This is a genomic window from Pseudomonas sp. LSJ-87 (assembly GCF_032971465.1).
Classification (GTDB): domain Bacteria; phylum Pseudomonadota; class Gammaproteobacteria; order Pseudomonadales; family Pseudomonadaceae; genus Aquipseudomonas; species Aquipseudomonas putida_Z.
In genome coordinates this window covers 24,614-45,935 of sequence record NZ_JAWJYQ010000031.1, presented here as the reverse complement: position 1 = coordinate 45,935, position 21,322 = coordinate 24,614, and the positions used below count along the sequence as shown (strand labels likewise).

Below are 21,322 nucleotides of genomic sequence, written 5' to 3'. Positions count from 1 at the left end.
GCGGTGTGGTTTTCCTGCCAGGGACTGCAACCGGGAAATCGCACTGGCCGGCAGATTCAAAAGAGGGTTTCAGATGGACAAGGAATTGGATGACGACACCGGCACACTGGGCCTGACCGTAGGCGCGGCCACGTTCCTGGACGGTGTGCTGGACGGCAGGAAACTGTTCCGCGTAGAACCGGGAAACTGCTGCGACCATGCCATCGAACAAGCGTCGGTCTTGATGGATTGCTCACGGCGAGCATCGTTTATCGGGGTTATGGACAACGAACCGGTGCTGGTCTGGGCTTCGCACTTTCTTTGCGACATGGCCAAGGCGCTGATGGATGACGCGCATATGGGCATGCGCAAGAACCGCTGACCTGCCACCGGGGCGGCGATGTTGTACAGGCAACAGCGATCCAGCAGCTTGTTCGACCGCATTCAGCCAACATCGCCGCCAATTTCAGCTAACCAATTGAAATAAAAACACTTTAAAGCCTGGCATGTTTGCTGCTCCTGTCTCCTTGAACCCGAGGATCACCAAGGAGCCTTACCATGAGCCAAGCCCCGATCAAGTTCGCCTACTGGGTCCCCAACGTCAGTGGTGGCCTGGTGGTCAGCACCATCGAGCAACGCACCAGTTGGGACATCGACTACAACCGCAGGCTCGCGCAAATCGCCGAACAGGCTGGTTTCGACTACGCCCTGTCGCAAATCCGTTTCACCGCCGGCTACGGCGCCGACAACCAGCACGAGTCGGTCACTATCAGCCACGCGCTGCTCGCTGCCACGGAAAAGCTCAAGGTCATCGCCGCCATCCTGCCAGGCCCGTGGAACCCGGCGCTGGCGGCCAAGCAGCTGGCGAGCATCGACCAGTTCACCAATGGCCGCATCGCCATCAACGTGGTCTCGGGCTGGTTCAAGGGCGAGTTCCACGCCATCGGCGAACCCTGGCTGGATCACGACGAACGCTATCGCCGTTCCGAGGAATTCATCCGCGCGCTGAAGGGCATCTGGACCCAGGACAACTTCACCTTCAACGGCGACTTCTATCGCTTTCGCGACTACAACCTCAAACCCAAGCCGCTGCAGCAGCCGCACCCGGAGATTTTCCAGGGCGGCAGCTCGCGTGCCGCACGGGACATGGCGGCGCGCGTGTCGGACTGGTACTTCACCAACGGCAACAGCGTGGAAGGGATCAAGGCGCAGGTCGACGATATCCGCGCCAAGGCGGCGGCCAACGGCCATTCGGTAAAGGTTGGAGTCAATGCCTTCATCATCGCCCGCGACACCGAAGAGCAGGCGCGTGCGGTGCTGCAGGAGATCATCGACAAGGCCAACCCCGAGGCGGTGCGGGCGTTTGGCCAGGAAGTGAAGCATGCCGGTTCTGCCAGCCCGGAGGGCGAGGGCAACTGGGCCAGGTCCAGCTTCGAAGACCTGGTGCAGTACAACGATGGCTTCAAGACCAACCTGATCGGTACACCGCGGCAGATTGCCGAGCGCATCGTTGCGCTGAAGGCGGTGGGTGTGGATCTGATCTTGTCCGGGTTCCTGCACTTCCAGGAGGAAGTAGCGTACTTCGGCGAACATGTGCTGCCGCTGGTACGTGAACTGGAGGCCGGGCGCAGCGTGGACAAGGCGGTGGCCTGAAGCCGGTGCCATGCACCGCGTTGGATTCTTCGCGGGCGCGCCCGCTCTCACAGGTATGGCGCATTCCTTGAGCTACCGGAGCACCCTGTGGGAGCGGGCATGCCCGCGAACACCGGCGTAGCCGGTGCCATGCACCGCGTTGGATTCTTCGCGGGCGCGCCCGCTCTCACAGGTATGGCGCATTCCTTGAGCTACCGGAGCACCCTGTGGGAGCGGGCATGCCCGCGAACACCGGCGTAGCCGGTGCCATGCACCGCGTTGGATTCTTCGCGGGCGCGCCCGCTCTCACAGGTATGGCGCATTCCTTGAGCTACCGGAGCACCCTGTGGGAGCGGGCATGCCCGCGAACACCGGCGTAGCCGGTGCCATGCACCGCGTTGGATTCTTCGCGGGCGCGCCCGCTCTCACAGGTATGGCGCATTCCTTGAGCTACCGGAGCACCCTGTGGGAGCGGGCATGCCCGCGAACACCGGCGTAGCCGGTGCCATGCACCGCGTTGGATTCTTCGCGGCTAAAGCCGCTCCCACAGGGTACGCGGACCGCTTGCGAACTCAGTTCTCCAAGCGACAGCGCAGCAGACTGCATAAGGCCAGAAACAACCCGCGTCGGTTTCAGGATGCGCCTGGTCGTTCGCACGCAACCCCCCGGCGCCACAAGTGCCATGCTTGCAGGATGCCTCGGACCAGTGCGCGCAGACGTGCGGCCGCAGGCAAGGAGGCCGCTGGCACCACGCAACCGTGACGTGGCCGGCGCGCCGCAGCAGAACACGCCGGATACCTGCCCTTACAACAATTCAGGCAGGGTCCGTGATGCCGAGGTCCGCTGTATGCCTGATGAATTGCTCCACCTGCCTGTGATCCACCGCATTCTGGCCCGTGACAAGGATACCCCCGGCGCGCTGTTGCCGATCCTGCATGCCATCCAGCACGACATCGGCTACATCCCCGATGCCGCTGTCGCCGAAATTGCCCATGCCCTGAACCTCAGCCTGGCCGAGGTGCGTGGGGTGATCAGCTTCTACCACGATTTCCGCACCACGCCACCGGCGCGCCACACCCTGCGCCTGTGCCGCGCCGAGTCGTGCCAGAGCCGGGGCGCCGAGGCGCTGGCCGCGCAACTGCGCGAACAGCTGGCGCTGGACGACCACGGCACCAGCGCCGACGGCGCCATCAGCCTGCGCCCGGTGTACTGCCTGGGCGCCTGTGCCTGCTCGCCAGCGCTGGAACTGGACGGCCAGGTGCATGCGCGCCTTACCCCTGAGCGCCTGCGCGCGCTGGTCAACGCTTGCCAGGAGGACGCAGCATGCTGAAGCTGTACATCCCCTGCGATTCGGTAGCCCGTGCCGTGGGCGCCGACCAGGTCGCCGATGCATTGCAGCGTGAGGCCGAGCGCCGCCAGCTGCCGCTGGACATCCAGCGCACCAGTTCCCGCGGGCTGTACTGGCTAGAACCGCTGCTGGAGTGCGACAGCGCGCAAGGCCGCCTGGGTTTCGGCCCGGTCACCCCGGAAGACGTGCCGTCCTTGCTCGACGCTTTTACCGGTGAGCCCGGTGAACCTGGTGGCCACTCGCTGGCCCTGGGGCCGGTCGAGGACATCCCTTACCTCAAGACCCAGCAGCGCCTGCTGTTCGCCCGCGCCGGCATCACCCGCCCACTGTCGCTGGACGACTACCGTGCCCATGGCGGTTTCGCCGGCCTTGAAGCGGCCGTTGCCCTGGACGGTGCCGAGGTGGTCGCCGCCGTGCTCGATTCCGGCCTGCGCGGCCGGGGCGGTGCGGCGTTCCCGGCCGGCATCAAGTGGCGCACCGTGCGTGACGCCGGGGCCGGGCAGAAGTACGTGGTGTGCAACGCCGACGAGGGTGACTCCGGTACCTTCGCCGATCGCATGCTGATGGAAGGCGACCCGTTCCTGCTGATCGAAGGCATGATCATTGCCGGCCTCGCCGTGGGTGCCGACAAGGGCTACATCTATGTGCGCTCGGAATACCCCGACGCCATCCGCGTGCTCAACAAGGCCTTCGCCATCGCCCGTGACGCCGGCTATCTCGGCAGCGACGTGGCCGGCAGCGGCCAGGCCTTCGACCTGGAAGTGCGGGTCGGCGCCGGCGCCTATATCTGCGGCGAAGAAACCGCGCTGCTCGAATCCATCGAAGGCAAGCGCGGCATCGTCCGCGCCAAGCCTCCGCTGCCCGCGCTGCAGGGCCTGTTCGGCCTGCCGACGCTGGTGCACAACGTACTCACCCTGGCCTCGGTACCCATCATCATGGCCAAGGGCGCGGCGTTCTACCGCGACTTCGGCATGGGCCGCTCGCTGGGCACCATGCCGTTCCAGCTGGCCGGCAACATCCGCCAGGGCGGCCTGGTGGAACGCGCCTTCGGCCTGACCCTGCGCGAGCTGGTGGAAGGCTATGGCGGCGGCACGGCCAGCGGCCGGCCGCTGAAGGCCGCGCAGGTGGGTGGCCCGCTCGGTGCCTGGGTACCGCCCAGCCACTTCGACACGCCGCTGGACTATGAAGCCTTCGCCGCCATGGGCGCGATGCTCGGCCATGGTGGTGTGGTAGTGGCCGACGACACCCTGAACATGGCCAGCATGGCGCGCTTCGCCTTGCAGTTCTGTGCCGAGGAATCCTGTGGCAAGTGCACCCCGTGCCGCATCGGCTCGACCCGCGGCATGGAAGTGGTCGACCGGCTGATCGCCACCAGCGACATGACCGAACGGCATGACCAGGCCCTGTTGCTGCGCGACCTGTGCGACACCATGCAATACGGCTCGCTGTGTGCCATGGGCGGCATGACCGCCTATCCGGTGGCCAGCGCGCTGAAGTACTTCCCCGCCGATTTCGGGCTGACCCACACGGAGGCCGCGCAGTGATCAATTTCTTCGACCCCGCTTCTGATAAAAGCAGCGACCTCGGCACCCCGGCCCGTGACAGCGAGGTACAGGTCAGCCTGAGCATCGATGGCCGTGCCATCACTGTGCCCGCCGGTACCTCGGTGATGCGTGCCGCGGCCATGCTCGGCACCAGCATTCCCAAACTGTGCGCCACCGACAGCCTCGAAGCCTTCGGCTCATGCCGCATGTGCATGGTGGAAATCGAAGGCATGCGCGGCTACCCGGCCTCCTGCACCACCCCGGTCAGCGAAGGCATGGTGGTGCACACCGAAACCCCACGCCTGGCCGGCCTGCGCCGCAACGTGATGGAGCTGTACATCTCCGACCACCCGCTGGACTGCCTGACCTGTTCGGCCAACGGCAACTGCGAGCTGCAGACCGTGGCCGGCCAGGTGGGCCTGCGCGAGGTGCGCTACGGCTACGACGGCGCCAACCACCTGGCCGAGAAAAAGGACGTATCCAACCCGTATTTCGACTACGAGCCGAGCAAGTGCATCGTCTGCAGCCGCTGTGTGCGCGCCTGCGAGGATATCCAGGGCACCTTCGCCCTGACCATCACCGGGCGCGGCTTCGAATCGCGAGTGGCGGCGGCGGGTGGTGAGAACTTCCTCGCCTCCGAGTGCGTGTCGTGCGGTGCCTGCGTGCAGGCCTGCCCGACCGCGACCCTGACCGAAAAGAGCCTGGTACAGCTGGGCCAGCCCGAGCGTGCGGTCATCACCACCTGCGCCTATTGCGGCGTCGGCTGCTCGTTCCGCGCCGAAATGAAGGGCGACCAGCTGGTGCGCATGGTCCCGGACAAGAACGGCGGCGCCAACCACGGCCACGCCTGCGTCAAGGGCCGCTTCGCCTGGGGCTACGCCACCCACCCGGACCGCATCACCAAGCCGATGATCCGCAAGCGCCTGGAAGACCCATGGCAGGAAGTCAGCTGGGACGAGGCGGTGACCTACGCCGCCAGCGAGTTCCGCCGCATCCAGCTGAAGTACGGTCGCGATTCCATCGGCGGCATCACCTCCAGCCGCTGCACCAACGAAGAAGCCTACCTGGTGCAGAAACTGGTGCGCACGGCGTTCGGCAACAACAACGTCGACACCTGCGCGCGGGTATGCCATTCACCCACAGGCTATGGCCTGAAGCAGACCCTGGGTGAGTCGGCTGGTACACAAAGCTTCGACTCGGTGATGCAGGCCGACGTGGTGCTGGTGATCGGCGCCAACCCCACCGACGCCCACCCGGTATTCGGCTCGCAGCTCAAGCGCCGCCTGCGCCAGGGTGCGCGGCTGATCGTGATCGACCCGCGGCGCATCGACCTGGTCGACTCGCCGCACGCCCGTGCCGAGCTGCACCTGCAACTGCGCCCCGGTACCAACGTGGCCATGCTCAACGCCCTGGCCCACGTGATCGTCACCGAAGGCCTGCTGGCCCAGCGCTTCATCGATGCCCGCTGCGAAACCGAAGATTTCGCCCGCTGGCGCGACTTCGTCAGCCTGGCGGAAAACGCCCCCGAAGTGCTTGGCCCGGTCTGCGGCGTGCCTGCCGAACAGATCCGCGCCGCCGCCCGGCTGTACGCCACCGGCGGCAACGCGGCGATCTACTACGGCCTGGGCGTGACCGAGCACAGCCAAGGCAGCACCGCGGTGATGGGCATCGCCAACCTGGCCATGGCCACCGGCAACATCGGCCGCGAAGGGGTAGGGGTGAACCCGCTGCGCGGGCAGAACAACGTGCAGGGCTCGTGCGACATGGGTTCGTTCCCTCACGAATTGCCCGGCTACCGGCACATTTCCAACGAGGGCGTGCGCGCCGAGTTCGAGCGTGCCTGGGGCGTGACCCTGCAGCCGGACCCGGGCCTGCGCATCCCCAACATGTTCGAAGCGGCGCTGGACGGCAGCTTCAAGGCCTTGTACTGCCAGGGCGAGGACATTGCCCAGAGCGACCCCAACACCCAGCACGTCACTGCGGCCTTGCTGGCCATGGAGTGCGTGGTGGTGCAGGACATCTTCCTCAACGAAACAGCCAAGTTCGCCCATGTGTTCCTGCCGGGCAGCTCGTTCCTGGAGAAGGACGGCACCTTCACCAACGCCGAGCGGCGCATTTCGCGGGTGCGCAAGGTCATGGAGCCGCTGGCCGGCAAGGCCGACTGGGAGGCGACCGTGGCCCTGGCCAATGCCCTGGGCTACCCGATGAACTACCGCCACCCGTCCGAGATCATGGACGAGATCGCCCGCCTGACGCCCACCTTCCACCGCGTCAGCTATGCCGAGATCGACCGCCACGGCAGCCTGCAGTGGCCATGCAACGACGCAGCGCCCGATGGCACGCCGACCATGCACATCGACCAGTTCGTACGTGGCAAGGGGCGCTTCATGCTTACCGGCTACGTGCCCACCGAAGAGAAGGTCAACAACCGCTACCCGCTGCTGCTGACTACCGGGCGCATTCTCAGCCAGTACAACGTCGGCGCCCAGACCCGGCGTACCGGCAACGTCGCCTGGCATGACGCCGACCGCCTGGAAATCCACCCGACCGACGCCGAAAGCCGTGGCATCCAGGACGGTGACTGGGTCGGCATCGGCAGCCGCGCGGGGCAGACGGTGCTGCGCGCCAAGGTCAGTGCACGGGTGGCGCCGGGGGTGGTGTACACCACGTTCCACTTCCCCGAGTCGGGGGCGAACGTGATTACCACCGACAACTCCGACTGGGCCACCAACTGCCCTGAGTACAAGGTGACGGCGGTGGAGGTGGTGAAAGTGTTCCAGCCTTCGCAGTGGCAGAAGCGCTACCAGGACTTCAGTGACGAGCAGCGGCGCTTGCTGAAGGAGCGCCGTATTGCGGAAAAAGCCGAGGTGCGCCGATGAGCAGTGAGAACCTGGTCAAGATGGCCAACCAGATTGCCCATTACTTCGACAGCGAGCCAGACCGGGCGCTGGCGGTGCAAGGGGTACGGCAGCATCTGCAGAGCTTCTGGACGCCGGCGATGCGCCGGCAGCTGGCGCAATGGATCGAGGCCAATGCAGGGGAGGGGCTGGACCCGAAGGTGCAGGAAGCGTTGGCCTAGCGTTTGGTGTTGAATGGGGCTGCTGCGCAGCCCATCGCCGGCAAGCCAGCTCCCACAGGTACTGCACATGACTTGAGGTCAATGCGGTCGATGTGGGAGCTGGCTTGCCGGCGATAGGGCCCTGACAGATTGAACTCAGCCGCGGGCCAGTTCCGCCTGATGGGCAATTGCCTCCTCGCTCTTGAGCACCAGCACATCCCCTTCCAGCGAATCCAGCACCACCTCCGAGGTATTACCAATCAACGCCCCGGAAATCCCCGTGCGGCACACCGTGCCGATCACCGTCACCACGGCATCGATCTTCTTCTCGGTATGCGGTATCAGCACATCCGCCGGCCCTTCGGCCACATGCAAGCGGTCTTCGCTGATGTCGTACTCTGCCTGGAACGCCTTGCACGCCTCGCGGTAGCGCTTTTCGATGGTCTCGCTCAGCTGGTACACCGGGTCCGACGCCGACAGCATCGGCGACGGATGGGCGCTGATGACGTGCAACTCACCCTTGGCCAGCGCAGCAATGTCATAGCCATGGTCGATGATGCTGGCATGCAGGCGGCGGTGGTCCTCGTCCTGGTTGCCCACGTCCACCGCGGCCAGGACCTTGCCGCCGGTCCACGGCCGCTCGCTCTTGACCATCAGCACGGCACACGGGCACTGGCGCAGCAGCTTCCAGTCGCTGGGGGTGAGCAGGGCCTTTTTCAGCGGGTTGTCCGGGCGGTGTTCCTTGATCACCAGCTCGCAGCCCTCGGCCTGCTGCACGTAGATGATGGTGTCGTGCAGGTTGTCGCGCCAGGCCTCTTCATGGGTGACGTTGTCGTACCCGTCATCATGCAACTGGCTGCTCAGCAGGCTCAGCAGCGCGCTGTGGTCATGCCTTTTGTCGCACATCAGCAGGTGCAGGCGCGCGCCGGTGACACCGGCGATCAGCTTGGCCCGGGTCAGTGCCCGGCTGTGGGCGTGCTCGGGGTCGAGGACGACGAGGATGCTGCGGACGGCTTGCATGGGCGTTAACTCCCTTCAAAGGTGGCGACCAATGCCTGACTATAGTCGGCGCTTCCCCCGCTGGCGCTTGATGTACATCAAGCATAGTCACTGGCGCCGCCCGCCGCCGCCGGTATAATCGCCGGCCCTGCCTGTTCTTTGTGGTTGCACGCTCATGTCCCTGATCCCCGAAATCGACGCCTTTCTTGGTTGCCCGACACCAGACGCCTGGATCGAAGCGGCGCTCGCCGACCAGGAAACCCTGCTGATCGACCACAAGAACTGCGAATTCAAGGCTGCCAGCACCGCCCTGAGCCTGATCGCCAAGTACAACACCCACCTCGACCTGATCAACATGATGTCGCGCCTGGCCCGCGAGGAGCTGGTGCACCACGAGCAGGTGCTGCGCCTGATGAAGCGTCGCGGCGTGCCGCTGCGCCCGGTGTCGGCGGGGCGTTATGCGTCGGGGCTGCGGCGCCTGGTGCGCGCCCACGAGCCGGTCAAGCTGGTGGATACGCTGGTGGTGGGGGCGTTCATCGAGGCGCGCAGCTGCGAGCGCTTTGCCGCGCTGGTACCGCACCTGGACGAGGAGCTGGGCCGCTTCTACCACGGCCTGCTGAAGAGCGAAGCGCGCCACTACCAGGGGTACCTGAAACTGGCGCACAACTACGGCGATGAGGCAGACATCGCCCGCCGGGTGGAACTGGTGCGTGCAGCGGAGGTGGAGCTGATCCAGTCACCGGACCAGGAGCTGCGTTTCCACAGCGGTATCCCGATGGCGCAGGCCGCCTGATTCGCACCAGGCGGCCCAGGCGTCAGTGACGGCGGCCCAGCAGCAGGCCGACCACCAGCCCGAGGCCTGCGGAAATGGCCACGGTCTGCCACGGGTGGCCGCCGATGTAGTCCTGGGTAGCCTCCACCACCGGTTGCGCCTTGCTACGCACCTTGTCGGCGGCATGGCGCGCCTGGCGTAGCTTGAGGCTTACCTGCGCGCGCAGGGTTTCCGCCTCGTCACCCACCAGGGCGGCGCTGTCGTTCAGCAGCCTTTCCGATTCTTCGATCAGCGCCTGCAGTTCGCTGAATACCTGGTCCTTGATCTGATCGCTGTCGGCCAGCGCGGCGTTTTTCCGGGCCATGAACTCGTCCTCGTCGATGGTGTGGTTTGAACAATGGATGCCGGCGCGTCGGGAAAGTTGCGGCGGCTTTGGGCTGTTGCAGTACCTGGGTGTAAGATAGCGGCCATTTTCAAACCTGCAGGTACCTTCATGAGTTTCAATCTGGCCAACATGAGCTTCGAGGAACGGGCGCAGATCGAGGCAGAGAAGGCCCGGCTGTTCGAGCTGTGGCAGAACAACCTGGGCAAGGCCAAGGGCGAAGCGGCGCGGCTGATCGCCGAAAAACCCCGGCGCAAAGGCAAATGGGCCGAGTGGGTGCGCGCCGAGCTGGATGGCATGTCGCCGCCCGAATACGCCAACATGGTGCGCAGCGAAGTCAACAAACTGATGGCCGCAGCCAGCGCCAACCGCTGATCACACCCCGCCAGGCGCCTACCAGTAGGCGCCCTTGGGCAGGTCCAGCTTGCCCTCGTCGGTAAAGCGCACGGTCCCCAGCAGCCCGCCGGCCAGCTTGCCGCGCAGCACATAGGGCAGGCCCTGCAACGAGTCCACCCGGCCCAGCCCATAGGCTTGGCGCAGGAAGGAAAACGCCGTGATGCTCACCGGCACCACGACCACCGCTTCGCCATAACGGCCGATGTGCCCCTGCTGGTCGCTGACCCCGGCAGCCAGCGGCTGGCCGTTCACTTCCAGGTTCAGGGCGATGCCGTTGTAGTCGATCGGCGCCTCGTTGGGGTTTTGTACCCGCATCTTCACCGCCATGCGCAGTTCCAGCTCTTGCCCGGGCAGCGGCTCGATACCGATCACGCTGATATTGACCGGGTCGCGTGCCTGGAACAGCGCACAGGCCCCCAGGCCGCAGGCCAGCAGCAGGACCAGGAACAGGCGGGCGTAACGGTGCAGACGGGCAGCCATGGGGTGCGACCTTGCCAGAGTGGGCGAATGGGCAGTGTGGCAAATACGCGTCGGCGTTGAAAGTCTCTGCCCAGATGAAAGATACTGTTTCTCATTAACGCCCGATAACTTCTCCTACTGGCCGTTCCCAAACCCATGCTGACCTCTCCCGCGCCGGGCCTGCTGGCAAGCTTCCAGGAGCACTACGACGACCTGCTGCAGTTCCTGACCCGGCGCATGAGCGACCGCCAGCGCGCTGCCGACGTCGCGCAGGAAACCTACCTGAGGCTGGTGAACATCGACCAGCAGGCGGTGCCGGTGCTGCATGCGCGCAGTTTCATCTTCCGCGTGGCCGGCAACCTGGCGATCGATGCCTTGCGCCGCGAGCAGCGCATTGCCGCCAGCCACGACGACAGCGAGCGGGCAGGTGAGGTGGCCTGCCCGGCGCCTGCACCCGAAGCGGCCTTGCTGGCCCGGGAGCGCCTGCAGATCCTTGACCAGGCGCTGCTGCAGCTGTCCGACAATGCCCGCCAGGCGCTGTTGCTCAACCGCGTCGACGGCCTGACCCAGGCGCAGATCGCGCAACGCCTGGGGGTTTCCGAAAGCATGGTGGCGAAATACATCGGCCAGGCCCTGCGCCATTGCCGCAACTGGCTCAAACAGGCGGGCGTGGCTGCAGCCCTGGTGTTGGCCGTTGCTGTGGCGGGTTGGCAGCAGGCGCCGGTGCTGCTGGCGGATTACCACACCGGGGTGGGTGAGCGACAGGTGATTACCCTGGCCGATGGCACGCGGGTGACGCTGAACAGCGCCACTGCCCTGAGCGTGGTGTTCAGCGACCGTGAGCGGCGGGTGGTGCTGGAGTGTGGTGAAGCCTTGTTCGAGACCACCGATGATTCACGGCCCTTTGTGGTCGATACGGCCGGTGAGCGGGTGCAGGGGAGTGCGGCTACCTTCAGCGTGCGTCGCGATGGCCGCGTGGTATTGGCACACGGCGAAGCCAAGGTTGGCGAGCATGAACTGGCAGTAGCGGCCGATGCCGGCACGCAGATGGCCTGGCAGCGCGGCAAGTTGATCTTCAACGGCAAGCCGCTGGGGCAGGTGCTGGCGGAGCTCGAGCGTTACCGGCATGGGCGGATCGTGTTGTCCGATAGCAAGCTGGCGGCGATGGAGGTCAGCGGGGTGTTCGACCTCGATGAGCCGGAGGCCCTGTTGCGGACCCTTGAGCAGCGCTATGGGTTGAAGGTGACCTACCTGCCGTGGTTGGCCGTGGTTCATTGATTCGCCTGTGCCGGCCTCTTCGCGGCTGAAGCCGCTCCCACAGGTACTGCACAGGCCTGGAAGGCTGTGGAGATCCCTGTAGGAGCGGCTTTAGCCGCGAAGAGGCCGGCACAGGAAAAATTTTTTATCTTGCACTGCAAGTTCCTGCAAGCCAGATCGTCGTAGTGGGACTGATCAGCAACCAATTCTCATTTACGACTTGTCAGGAAGCTCATTCGTGCCTCTGATGCTCAAGCCCTTGCACCGCCGCCGCGGTCCGCTTCACCATGCCCTGATGTCCTGCAGTGCCCTGGCCATGCTGGTCGGCCCGCTGCAGGCATTTGCCTCGACCGCCACCGAACAGGCCCAGACCCAGGCCCGCCAGGTCCAGCTCGACCTGCCGGCCCAGCCGCTGGACCAGGCCCTGACCACCTTCGCCGACCAGGCCGGCCTGCACCTGCTGTACACCACCGGCGACGTCGCCGGCCAGGCCAGCCCGGCCTTGCAGGGCAGCTACAGCATCGAGCAGGCCCTGCAGCAGTTGCTGGCCAGCAGCGGCATGAGCTGGCACTTCAGCGATGCCCGCACGGTGACCCTGCGCAAGGCCGACGCTGCGCCGCAGGCGGTCAATCTCAAGCCGATCGAGGTCAGCGTGGCCTCGCGCACCAGCACCGCGATCAGCGAAATCCCCGGCACCGTGTGGGTGGTCGACCAGCAGCAGCTGCGCGAGCAGATCGACAGCGGCGTCAGCCTGAAGGAAGCCATCGGCAAGCTGGTGCCAGGCCTCGACCTGGCGCCGGAAGGCCGTACCAACTACGGCCAGAACATGCGCGGGCGCAATGTGCTGGTGATGATCGACGGGGTCAGCCAGAACAGCTCGCGCGGCCTGTCGCGCCAGTTCGACAGCATTTCGCCGTTCAACGTCCAGCGCGTCGAAGTGCTGTCTGGCGCCAGTGCCATCTACGGCGGTGGCGCCACCGGCGGTATTATCAACATCGTGACCAAGAAGGGCGAACCCGGCCCGGCGCGCTTCGAGACACAGCTCGGAGCCAGCAGCGGTTTCAACAACAGCGACGACCTGGCCACCCGCTTCGCCCAGTCGATCAGTGGTGGCAACGAGCGGTTCAACGCCCGCCTGGGGGTTTCCGGCGAGCAGAACGAAGCCTTCTACGATGGCGCCGGCGACCAGATATTCATCGACAACACCCAGACCGACCTGCAGTACAACCGCACCATCGACGTGCTCGGCACCTTGGGGATGCAACTGAACGACCAGCAGAGCCTCGACCTGCTGGCCCAGTACTATGACTCGGGCAACCACGGCAGCACCGGCATCTACTTCCCCAACCTGAACCACAACGCCCCATCCGACCTTGAAAACGCCGAGCTGCGCAGCGGCTACTCGTCGGACCTGGAGCCGCGCACCCGGCGCCTGCTGCTGAACGCCAACTACCACCACACCGACGTGCTGGGCCAGGACTTCTACCTGCAGGCCTCGTACCGCAAGGAAGACGACAACTTCTACCCGTTCCCGTACTACAACCGCGCCACACCCACCGGCTCGCGCGGGGTGTACTTCGCCGCCTCGCAGCAGAACTTCGAAGTCACCAGCCTCAAGGGCCTGTTCGCCAAGCAGTGGGACGCGCTGAAGCTGACCTACGGCGTCGACCTGGATCGCGAGCGCTTCAATGCCGAACAGACCACCTTCAACGCCCAGACGTCGTCTGAGTCGGGTGGCCTGGAGCTGGAAAAGGAAAGCAAGGCCGCACGCTACCCCAGCTACCGGGTCGATGGCGTGTCGGTGTACGCCCAGCTGGACTGGCATGCCACCGATAACCTGACCCTGTCCGGCGGCGCCCGGCGCCAGCAGATGGATGTGGACGTCAGCGACTTCAAGGGTGTGCCGGGCGGCAGCAACGATTACCAGGTCAACCTGTTCAACGTCGGTGCCATCTACGACTTCAAGAATGGCCACCAGGTATGGACCAACTACGGCGAAGGCTTCGACCTGCCCGACCCGGCCAAGTACTACGGCAAGCCCGGCCTGAGCGTGGCCGACAACCCGCTGGCCGGCATCAAGAGCCGACAGGTGGAGCTGGGCTGGCGCTATGCCGACCTGGACTGGGATGCCCAGGCGGCGCTGTATTACATCTGGTCGGACAAGATCATCAACGTCGATTCGCAGACGCTGACCATCAACGTGGAAGAGCAGAAAAGCCGCGACTTCGGTTTCGAAGGCGCTCTGACCCGGCACTTCCAGACCGGCTGGGAAGCCGGTGGAACCCTGCACCTGACCCGCTCCGAGGAGGAGGATGTCGATGGTGGCTGGATCAAGCGTGATGCCCGCTATGCCTCGTTGTCCAAGGCTACAGCGTTCGTCGGCTGGAAGGGCGATGGCCGCAGTGCACGGCTGCAGGCCAACCATGCCTTCAGCCTGAAGGACGATGCCGACCACGAGATCGACGGCTATACCACCTTCGACCTGCTGGGCAGCCAGGACACCGGCTTCGGCACCTTCAGCGCCGGCATCCAGAACCTGCTGGACAAGCAGTACAGCACGGTCTGGGGGCAGCGTGCGACGCTGTTCTACTCGCCTACCTACGGGCCGGCTTACCTGTATGACTACCAAGGGCGCGGGCGTACCTACACCCTGACCTGGAGCATGGCTTACTGATTGATGTTGTCTGAACTTGCCTCTTCGCGGGCGTGCCCGCTCCCACAGGTACGGCGCCGCCCGCAGGCATTGTGAGGCCCCTGTGGGAGCGGGCAAGCCCGCGAAGAGGCCGGGTCAGGCAAACGCCGCCAGCAAATCCTGTGCAAACGCCTGCTGTGCCTCGCCAACCGCCTGCGCCCGGTGCCTGGCCAAGGTAAACGGCACCACAAAGTCCAACCCCGGGTCCAGCGCCCACAACAGCCCCTCAGCCTCCCAAGCTTGCGCGCAATGGCACGGCAGATAGCCAATATGCCGCCCCGACAGCATGAACGTCAGCACGCTCTCGATCTGCTCCGCCACCGCCATGCTGCGCTCGCTCTGGAACGGCTCGCCGCCCTTGAGAAACCGGTACGGATGGCGCACCTGGTCCATCGCCAGCAACCGCTCCCGCCCAACGCCAGCCTCACCGAACAGCTCATGGCCCTTGCCGCAATACAGCCGTTGCCGCTCCTCGAACAGCGGCTGGTAATCGAAGGCTGCCTGGTTGCCGGAAAAGTAGCTGATGGCGTAATCCAGCCGCTGCTCCAGCAACAAGCGCTCCAGCTCTGCAGGTGGCGCACTGATCAGCTCCAGCTGCACCGCTTCCTCGCGCCTGCGAAACGCCGCAATGGCCGCCGCCAGCTTCAGGCTCACCGCCCTGTCCTGGTTCTCCGCCATGCCTATGCGCACGGTCCCCAGCAGCCGCCCGGCAACGCCATTGGCCTGCTGGCGAAACTGTTCGATGTTCAGCAATAGCCCACGGGCGGCGTCCAGCAACAACGCGCCTTTTTCCGTCAGGTGAAAACCACCTTTGCCGCGGCTGCACAGGCGGTAGCCCAGCCGCGCTTCCAGCTGCGCCATGCGCTGGCTGATGGTGGGCTGGCTCAGGCCCAGCACGCCTTGCGCGGCGCTGAAGCCACCGGCCTCGACTACAGTGACGAACAGCCGCAGCAGGTGCAGGTCGGGGTCGTGCACTTGTCCGAGCATTACATTGCCTCTGGTGAATGTCAGCTTTGCAAACTTGCCATTCCTGCAATGTAACCCGGCTGGCATGCTCGCGGCATCCACCCATTTGCCGAGGTGTCCGCCATGCGTCGATCGTTGTGCCTGCTGTCCCTGGTCCTGGCCTTGCCGCTGCAGGCTGAAGAAAAGGTCGTCAACCTCTACAGCTGGGCCGACTATGTCGCCCCGCAAACTCTCCAGCGCTTCGAGCAGGAAACCGGCTACAAGGTGCGCTACGACACCTTCGACACCACCGAAGTGCTGGAAACCAAGCTGCTGACCGGTGGCAGCGGCTATGACGTGGTGGTGCCGTCGTCGGCCGTGCTGGCCCGGGCGCTCAAGGCCAACGCCCTGCAGCCGCTCGACCCCCAGGCCATGCCTGGCTATGCCAACCTCGACAAGGACCTGCTGGCCAAGCTCGCCGAGGCCGACCCCGGCAACCGCCATGCCGTGCCCTACACCTGGGGCACCCTGGGCCTGGGGGTGAATGTGGAAGCGGTGCGCCAACGCCTGGGGGATGTGCCGCTGGACAGCCTCGACCTGCTGTTCAAGCCCGAGTACGCCAGCCGGCTGAAGGACTGCGGCATCGCCATGCCCGACTCGCCCCAGGAGGTGATCGGCGTGGCCCTGAACTACCTGGGCAAGGACCCTTACAGCCAGGACAAGGACGACCTGGCCGCCGCGCAGAGCCTGCTGAGCCAGCTGCAGCCGTCGATCAGCTACGTCGCCAATGGCCGGCAGATCAGCGACCTGGCCAATGGCAGCGTGTGCCTGGCGCTGACCTACAACGGCGATGCGGCGATGGCCGCCGACCAGGCGCGCCGCGCCGGCAAGCCGTTCGAGCTGATCTACCGCATCCCCCGCGAAGGCACGTTGGTATGGCAGGACAACCTGGTCATCCCCAAGGACGCCCCGCACCCCGAGGCCGCGCGGGCGTTCATCGCCTTCATGCTAAAGCCCGAGTCGGTGGCCGCGCTGACCAACACGCTGTTCTTCGCCAACGCCAACCAGGCGGCCACGCCGCTGGTGGACGAAGCGGTGCGCAACGACCCGGACATCTACCCGTCGGCCGCGGTGCGCCAGCGCCTGTATGCCGACCGCAGCATGGCCCTGGCCGACCTGCGCCAGCGCAACCGCCTGTGGACCGCGTTCCGCAGCCGCCAGTAACCAATAACGACAAAGGAGCCCGACCGTGGAGCAAGCCGCAAACAACGACCAGGCCATGACCCGCGACAGCCTGTATGGCACCGCTGCGGAAAGTACCTACGCCGGCATTACCAGTTTCTCTCGCCGCCGCTACAGCCGCGACCTGCGTGGTGTCGATGTGGTGGTCAGTGGTGTGCCGTTCGATACTGCCACCAGCAACCGCCCCGGTGCGCGCTTCGGCCCGCGGGCGATCCGCGCCGCTTCGGTGCAGCAGGCCTGGGCCCGGCACTGGCCGTGGGCGTTCGACCCGTTCGACCACCTGGCGGTGATCGACTATGGCGATTGCGCCTTCGACAGCGGCACCCCACAGTCGGTACCGGACAGCATCGAGGCCCATGCCACGCATATTCTGGAAGCAGGCTGCGCCATGCTCACCCTGGGTGGCGACCACTTCATCAGCTACCCGCTGCTCAAGGCCCATGCCCGCCGCCATGGCCCGCTGGCGCTGATCCACTTCGATGCGCACAGCGACACCTGGCCGGACGAGGAGGGCAAACGCATCGACCACGGCACCATGTTCTGGCATGCTGCCCGCGAAGGCCTGGTGGACCCGGCCAGCTCGGTGCAGATCGGCCTGCGCACCACCAATGATGACAGCCAGGGCTTTGCCATCCTCGACGCCCGCCAGGTGCACCGCGAGGGCACCGAGGCGGTGATCGCGGCGATTCGCCAGCGGGTGGGCGAGCGGCCGGTGTACCTGACCTTCGATATCGACTGCCTCGACCCGGCCTATGCGCCCGGTACCGGCACGCCGGTGTGCGGCGGGCTGAGCACGGTGCAGGCGCTGGAGATCATCGGCGGGCTGCGCGGTATCAACCTGGTGGGCATGGACCTGGTGGAGGTGGCGCCAGCCTATGACCATGCCGACATCACCGCGCTGGCCGGGGCGACCCTGGCGATGGAAATGCTGTGCCTGTATGCGGCGCGGCACAAGGTGGACAAGGGCCAGTAATTCGGCGTCCGTAGGGTCTTTGTGGGAGCGGCCTTGTGTCGCGAAAGGGCTGCGTAGCAGCCCCCAGGGCCCATACTGAAACATCAGGAATCATCTCCACCCGCATTCACACTTTTGCCGCGAACCCTTCGCGCCTTAGGCTATCAAACCCACCAGGCGCGGCATTTTCGTACAGGAGGTGAAGCATGACCCCGACATTGCCCATCCTGGCCCTCGGCCTGGTGCTGTGCCTGCCCGCGCAAGCGGCCCCCGAGCCGCCCTTGCAACTCGCCGCCGGCAACAACAACCCCTACAACAGCCCGATCCAGCGCGCCAACCCCAACAGCCGCCAGGGCAGCATGCCGGCCACACCTCCCGTGCGCGGCCCATCCACCGACCCGTACCAGCGCACGCCCACCCTGGACAACCGCGGTATCGGCAATGGCGACAACCTGCGCCGCCAGCAGCAAACCCCGAACCTGGAGCCCACCCGACCACCCCGCGGCAACCCGCGCGCGCCATGAGCGCCCTACGAAAGGAATCCTGCATGCTTCGAGCACCCTGGCTTGTCACCCTGACCGCCGCCGCACTTCTGCCCCTGCTGGCGCAGGCGGCGGCCGAACAGCAGCTTCGCAGTGAAGAAGGCACCTTGACCGTCAGCACAGTGGCCGACGGCCTGCGCAATCCTTGGGCCCTGGCGTTCCTGCCGGGCGGCAAGGACATGCTGGTCACCGAGCGCGCTGGCAACTTGCGGGTGGTCAATGCCGAAGGCAAGGTCGGCCCGCCGATCAGCGGTGTGCCCAAGGTCTGGGCCGAGGGCCAGGGCGGCCTGCTGGATGTGGTGCTGTCGCCGGAGTTCGCCAAGGACCGCACCGTCTACCTGTCCTACGCCGAAGAAGGCAGTGACGGCAAGGCCGGTACGGCGGTCGGCCGTGGCCAGTTGTCCCAGGACCGCGCCCGGCTGGAAAACTTCAACGTCATCTTCCGCCAGCAGCCCAAGCTGTCGGAGGGCAACCACTTCGGTTCGCGCCTGGTGTTCGACCGCGACGGCTACCTGTTCATCGCCCTCGGCGAGAACAACCAGCGCCCGACCGCCCAGGACCTGGACAAGCTGCAAGGCAAGATCGTGCGTATCTTGCCGGACGGCGAAGTACCCAGGGACAACCCCTTCGTCGGCAAGGACAACGTGCGGCCGGAGATCTGGTCGTTCGGCCACCGCAACCAGCAAGGCGCCGCACTCAACCCGTGGACCGGCAAGCTGTGGACCCACGAGCACGGCCCGCGCGGCGGCGACGAGATCAACATTCCCGAGCCCGGCAAGAACTATGGCTGGCCGATTGCGACCCACGGCATCAACTACTCGCTTCTGCCGATCCCTGAGGCCAAGGGCAAGCATGTGCAGGGCATGGTCGACCCGCACCATGTATGGGAGAAGTCGCCGGGTATCAGCGGCATGGCCTTCTACGACAGCCCTAGGTTCAAGGCCTGGGATCACAACCTGTTCATTGGCGCGCTGGCTACCCAGGAGCTGATCCGCCTGCAACTGGATGGCGACAAGGTGGTGCATGAAGAGCGTTTGCTGGGTGAGCTGAAGGCGCGTATCCGCGATGTGCGGGTGGGGCCGGATGGCTACCTGTATGTGCTGACCGATGACAAGGACGGCGCGTTGCTCAAGGTAGGCCTGGGCGACGCTTGATCACCACTGTTGTACGCGGCCCCTGTGGGAGCGGGCGTGTCGAGGCGTCGAACCGCCGCGAAGCAGGCGCCGCGGTGGATGGCACGTTGCTGAAAGTTGGATTGGGAGACAGCTGAGCCAAAGTCACTTGCACCGGCCTCATCGCCGGCAAGCCAGCTCCCACAGGGATAGCGCATGGCTTGGGGCCAATGCGGTCGAGGTGGGAGCTGGCTTGCCGGCGATGAGGCCGGTGCAGATAATGCCGCATGGCTATCGATCCCCATTCCCTCTACCAGCAGGCCCTGACCACTCAGGGCTATGTCGCCGACCCCGCCCAGGCCCGCGCCGTCGAGGCCTTGCAGGCCTGTTTCCAGGCCGTCGAACAGGGCCGCCCCACCCAGGGTATCTACCTCTGGGGCCCGGTCGGCCGCGGCAAGACCTGGCTGATGGACCAGTTCCACCACTGCCTGCGGGTATCCAGCCGGCGCCAGCACTTCCACCACTTCATGGCCTGGGTCCACCAGCGCCTGTTCCAGCTCAACGGCACCGCTGACCCGCTGCTGGCGCTGGCCGGGGAGCTGGCCGGGCAGATACGCGTGCTGTGCTTCGACGAGCTGTTCGTCAACGACATCGGTGACGCGATCATCCTCGGCCGCCTGTTCCAGGTACTGTTCGACCAGGGCGTTGTGATCGTCGCCACCTCCAACCAGCCGCCCGAGCAGCTGTACCGCGACGGCTTCAACCGCGAGCGTTTCCTGCCGGCCATCGCCGCCATCCAGCGGCACATGCAGGTTCTGCCGGTAGCTGGCGAGCAGGACCACCGCCTGCACCCCGGCGCCGAGCGCCAGCGTTACTGGGTGGCGCAAGCTGGGCAGGCCAGCCAGCTGGGCGAGGTGTTCCGCCAGCTCAGCCCCGGCGACGCAGGCCACGATCAGCCCTTGGCAATCGGCTCCCGGCAGGTGCAGGTGGTGCGGCGCAGTGCGCAGGCCATCTGGTGCCGCTTCACCGACCTGTGCGAACAGCCGCTGGCGGCCATGGAGTTCATGGCCCTGTGCGACCGGTTCCCGGCCATCCTGGTGTCGGGCATTCCGGCGCTGGGGGGTGAACAGCGGGCCGGGCGCATTGCCCGGGGCACCGAGGATGCTGCGGCGCGGGTGGTGGCGGGTGACCGCGAGCTGCCGGCGCTGTCGCCCAAGGACGACGCAGTGCGCCGCTTCATTGCCCTGGTCGACGAATGCTACGACCGCCGGGTGGCGTTGTACCTGGAGGCACAGGTGCCGCTGGATGCCCTCTACACTCAAGGGTATCTGGCGTTCCCGTACCAACGGACCCTGAGCCGGCTACGGGAGATGCAACTGCAACGCTTCGCCTGAAAAGGAGCCGAACCATGGAGCCGCTGTCGCATCATCTGCTGACCCAGGCCTACAACAATGGCTGGGCCAACCACCGTCTGTACAAGGCCTGCCTGCAACTGACCCAGGACGAATTCGTCGCCCCGCGCTGCAGCTTTTTCCCGTCGATCAAGGCCACCCTCAACCACCTGCTGACGGTTGACTGGTTCTACCTGCACATGCTCGAGTGCGAGCAGCGTGGCGAGCAGCCCGACGCTGACGGCGAGCGCTTCTTCGACCCCGAACAGCCGTTTGCCACCTGCACCGACCTGCATGCCGAACAGGCCCAGGCCGATCACCGGCTGATCGCCTATTGCCGGGGCCTGCGCGATGGTGAGCTGGGGCGCTATGTGAGCATCGTGCGCCCCGAGCGGGTACAGCGCGAGCAACGGCTGCGGCTGCTGGCGCACCTGTTCGAGCACCAGGTGCATCACCGTGGGCAGGTGCATGCGATGCTCAGTGACACGGCAGTGAGGCCGCCCCAGCTGGATGAGTTTTTCTGTGAGGAAGAGACGGGGTTGCGGGCAGCGGACTTTGCCGAGCTGGGCTGGACCGAGGAGCAGGTCTGGAAGATGTGACGGGCCAAAGGGGCTGCTTTG

General features: G+C 65.7%; 20 protein-coding genes. 16 read left to right on the top strand and 4 right to left on the bottom strand.

Annotated features, from left to right (window positions below; genetic code table 11):
* Nucleotides 1-73 precede the first annotated feature (73 nt).
* From RYH74_RS19040 to RYH74_RS19015, 6 genes are all read left to right on the top strand, one after another.
* Nucleotides 74-361, top strand: a complete 288-nt coding sequence (locus RYH74_RS19040) for a DUF3077 domain-containing protein (protein WP_085617267.1) — start codon at nucleotides 74-76, stop codon at nucleotides 359-361.
* A 176-nt stretch (nucleotides 362-537) separates the two neighbouring features.
* Nucleotides 538-1,632 (top strand): dimethylsulfone monooxygenase SfnG, encoded by a 1,095-nt coding sequence (sfnG, locus tag RYH74_RS19035; protein WP_317409920.1) that lies wholly within the window; start codon nucleotides 538-540, stop codon nucleotides 1,630-1,632.
* Nucleotides 1,633-2,458: 826 nt separating this feature from the next.
* Entirely contained in the window at nucleotides 2,459-2,941 is a 483-nt protein-coding gene (locus RYH74_RS19030; RefSeq protein WP_054572333.1) for a formate dehydrogenase subunit gamma, read from the top strand.
* Nucleotides 2,935-4,503, top strand: coding sequence for a formate dehydrogenase beta subunit (locus tag RYH74_RS19025; protein WP_317409919.1), 1,569 nt, complete (start codon nucleotides 2,935-2,937; stop codon nucleotides 4,501-4,503). The genes RYH74_RS19030 and RYH74_RS19025 overlap by 7 nt, the downstream gene beginning before the upstream one ends.
* Nucleotides 4,500-7,382, top strand: coding sequence for a formate dehydrogenase subunit alpha (gene fdhF / locus RYH74_RS19020; protein ID WP_025338352.1), 2,883 nt, complete (start codon nucleotides 4,500-4,502; stop codon nucleotides 7,380-7,382). The genes RYH74_RS19025 and fdhF overlap by 4 nt, the downstream gene beginning before the upstream one ends.
* Complete coding sequence (locus RYH74_RS19015; RefSeq protein ID WP_015269628.1) at nucleotides 7,379-7,582, top strand: formate dehydrogenase subunit delta; 204 nt, start codon at nucleotides 7,379-7,381, stop codon at nucleotides 7,580-7,582. Before fdhF ends, RYH74_RS19015 begins: the two co-directional genes overlap by 4 nt.
* Nucleotides 7,583-7,717: 135 nt before the next feature.
* On the opposite strand, the gene RYH74_RS19010 is transcribed toward RYH74_RS19015, so the two are convergent.
* The gene (locus RYH74_RS19010) at nucleotides 7,718-8,581 is read right to left on the bottom strand and encodes a universal stress protein (protein WP_025338353.1); all 864 of its coding nucleotides are present in this window, start codon (nucleotides 8,579-8,581) and stop codon (nucleotides 7,718-7,720) included.
* A 154-nt stretch (nucleotides 8,582-8,735) separates the two neighbouring features.
* Here RYH74_RS19010 and RYH74_RS19005 point away from each other — a divergent pair, with 154 nt between their 5' ends.
* Entirely contained in the window at nucleotides 8,736-9,353 is a 618-nt protein-coding gene (locus RYH74_RS19005) for a tRNA-(ms[2]io[6]A)-hydroxylase (protein ID WP_085665501.1), read from the top strand.
* A 22-nt stretch (nucleotides 9,354-9,375) separates the two neighbouring features.
* Here RYH74_RS19005 and RYH74_RS19000 read toward each other — a convergent pair whose 3' ends face one another.
* On the bottom strand, nucleotides 9,376-9,696 hold the full coding sequence (locus RYH74_RS19000) for a YqjD family protein (protein WP_025338355.1): 321 nt from the start codon (nucleotides 9,694-9,696) through the stop codon (nucleotides 9,376-9,378).
* Nucleotides 9,697-9,825: 129 nt separating this feature from the next.
* Between RYH74_RS19000 and RYH74_RS18995 the strand changes: the two genes are divergently transcribed.
* Nucleotides 9,826-10,089 carry a hypothetical protein gene (locus RYH74_RS18995; RefSeq protein WP_025338356.1) on the top strand — a complete coding sequence of 88 codons (264 nt, stop codon included), beginning with the start codon at nucleotides 9,826-9,828 and terminating at the stop codon, nucleotides 10,087-10,089.
* A gap of 18 nt (nucleotides 10,090-10,107) precedes the next feature.
* Here RYH74_RS18995 and RYH74_RS18990 read toward each other — a convergent pair whose 3' ends face one another.
* Nucleotides 10,108-10,590: an LEA type 2 family protein gene (locus RYH74_RS18990; protein WP_317409918.1), complete on the bottom strand. Its 483-nt coding sequence runs from the start codon at nucleotides 10,588-10,590 to the stop codon at nucleotides 10,108-10,110.
* A 135-nt stretch (nucleotides 10,591-10,725) separates the two neighbouring features.
* Between RYH74_RS18990 and RYH74_RS18985 the strand changes: the two genes are divergently transcribed.
* Together RYH74_RS18985 and RYH74_RS18980 are read left to right on the top strand one after the other, a co-directional pair.
* Nucleotides 10,726-11,847 carry a sigma-70 family RNA polymerase sigma factor gene (locus RYH74_RS18985; RefSeq protein WP_317409917.1) on the top strand — a complete coding sequence of 374 codons (1,122 nt, stop codon included), beginning with the start codon at nucleotides 10,726-10,728 and terminating at the stop codon, nucleotides 11,845-11,847.
* Between the two features lie 226 nt (nucleotides 11,848-12,073).
* Entirely contained in the window at nucleotides 12,074-14,500 is a 2,427-nt protein-coding gene (locus RYH74_RS18980; protein WP_317409936.1) for a TonB-dependent receptor, read from the top strand.
* A gap of 114 nt (nucleotides 14,501-14,614) precedes the next feature.
* On the opposite strand, the gene RYH74_RS18975 is transcribed toward RYH74_RS18980, so the two are convergent.
* Nucleotides 14,615-15,505, bottom strand: coding sequence for a LysR family transcriptional regulator (locus RYH74_RS18975; RefSeq protein ID WP_317409916.1), 891 nt, complete (start codon nucleotides 15,503-15,505; stop codon nucleotides 14,615-14,617).
* A gap of 102 nt (nucleotides 15,506-15,607) precedes the next feature.
* Between RYH74_RS18975 and RYH74_RS18970 the strand changes: the two genes are divergently transcribed.
* From RYH74_RS18970 to RYH74_RS18945, 6 genes are all read left to right on the top strand, one after another.
* On the top strand, nucleotides 15,608-16,687 hold the full coding sequence (locus RYH74_RS18970) for an extracellular solute-binding protein (protein WP_085693009.1): 1,080 nt from the start codon (nucleotides 15,608-15,610) through the stop codon (nucleotides 16,685-16,687).
* Between the two features lie 25 nt (nucleotides 16,688-16,712).
* Nucleotides 16,713-17,678, top strand: a complete 966-nt coding sequence (speB, locus tag RYH74_RS18965; RefSeq protein ID WP_317409915.1) for an agmatinase — start codon at nucleotides 16,713-16,715, stop codon at nucleotides 17,676-17,678.
* Nucleotides 17,679-17,863: 185 nt separating this feature from the next.
* Entirely contained in the window at nucleotides 17,864-18,181 is a 318-nt protein-coding gene (locus tag RYH74_RS18960; protein ID WP_025338362.1) for a hypothetical protein, read from the top strand.
* Nucleotides 18,182-18,204: 23 nt separating this feature from the next.
* On the top strand, nucleotides 18,205-19,353 hold the full coding sequence (locus tag RYH74_RS18955) for a PQQ-dependent sugar dehydrogenase (protein ID WP_317409914.1): 1,149 nt from the start codon (nucleotides 18,205-18,207) through the stop codon (nucleotides 19,351-19,353).
* Between the two features lie 245 nt (nucleotides 19,354-19,598).
* Nucleotides 19,599-20,705 (top strand): cell division protein ZapE, encoded by a 1,107-nt coding sequence (gene zapE, locus RYH74_RS18950; RefSeq protein WP_025338364.1) that lies wholly within the window; start codon nucleotides 19,599-19,601, stop codon nucleotides 20,703-20,705.
* Between the two features lie 14 nt (nucleotides 20,706-20,719).
* Nucleotides 20,720-21,301 carry a DinB family protein gene (locus RYH74_RS18945; protein ID WP_317409913.1) on the top strand — a complete coding sequence of 194 codons (582 nt, stop codon included), beginning with the start codon at nucleotides 20,720-20,722 and terminating at the stop codon, nucleotides 21,299-21,301.
* Nucleotides 21,302-21,322: the final 21 nt, after the last annotated feature.

Bases quoted from the DNA above. Each gene is read 5' to 3' on its own strand.
- sfnG (WP_317409920.1), top strand. From the start codon at position 538: ATGAGCCAAGCCCCGATCAAGTTCGCCTACTGGGTCCCCAACGTCAGT.
- RYH74_RS18995 (WP_025338356.1), top strand. From the start codon at position 9,826: ATGAGTTTCAATCTGGCCAACATGAGCTTCGAGGAACGGGCGCAGATC.
- RYH74_RS18955 (WP_317409914.1), top strand. From the start codon at position 18,205: ATGCTTCGAGCACCCTGGCTTGTCACCCTGACCGCCGCCGCACTTCTG.
- RYH74_RS18985 (WP_317409917.1), top strand. From the start codon at position 10,726: ATGCTGACCTCTCCCGCGCCGGGCCTGCTGGCAAGCTTCCAGGAGCAC.
- RYH74_RS19015 (WP_015269628.1), top strand. From the start codon at position 7,379: ATGAGCAGTGAGAACCTGGTCAAGATGGCCAACCAGATTGCCCATTAC.
- RYH74_RS18975 (WP_317409916.1), bottom strand. From the start codon at position 15,505: ATGCTCGGACAAGTGCACGACCCCGACCTGCACCTGCTGCGGCTGTTC.
- RYH74_RS19030 (WP_054572333.1), top strand. From the start codon at position 2,459: ATGCCTGATGAATTGCTCCACCTGCCTGTGATCCACCGCATTCTGGCC.
- RYH74_RS18960 (WP_025338362.1), top strand. From the start codon at position 17,864: ATGACCCCGACATTGCCCATCCTGGCCCTCGGCCTGGTGCTGTGCCTG.
- RYH74_RS18980 (WP_317409936.1), top strand. From the start codon at position 12,074: ATGCTCAAGCCCTTGCACCGCCGCCGCGGTCCGCTTCACCATGCCCTG.
- RYH74_RS18990 (WP_317409918.1), bottom strand. From the start codon at position 10,590: ATGGCTGCCCGTCTGCACCGTTACGCCCGCCTGTTCCTGGTCCTGCTG.
- RYH74_RS19025 (WP_317409919.1), top strand. From the start codon at position 2,935: ATGCTGAAGCTGTACATCCCCTGCGATTCGGTAGCCCGTGCCGTGGGC.
- RYH74_RS19010 (WP_025338353.1), bottom strand. From the start codon at position 8,581: ATGCAAGCCGTCCGCAGCATCCTCGTCGTCCTCGACCCCGAGCACGCC.
- RYH74_RS19005 (WP_085665501.1), top strand. From the start codon at position 8,736: ATGTCCCTGATCCCCGAAATCGACGCCTTTCTTGGTTGCCCGACACCA.
- RYH74_RS18945 (WP_317409913.1), top strand. From the start codon at position 20,720: ATGGAGCCGCTGTCGCATCATCTGCTGACCCAGGCCTACAACAATGGC.
- RYH74_RS18970 (WP_085693009.1), top strand. From the start codon at position 15,608: ATGCGTCGATCGTTGTGCCTGCTGTCCCTGGTCCTGGCCTTGCCGCTG.
- RYH74_RS19000 (WP_025338355.1), bottom strand. From the start codon at position 9,696: ATGGCCCGGAAAAACGCCGCGCTGGCCGACAGCGATCAGATCAAGGAC.
- zapE (WP_025338364.1), top strand. From the start codon at position 19,599: ATGGCTATCGATCCCCATTCCCTCTACCAGCAGGCCCTGACCACTCAG.
- RYH74_RS19040 (WP_085617267.1), top strand. From the start codon at position 74: ATGGACAAGGAATTGGATGACGACACCGGCACACTGGGCCTGACCGTA.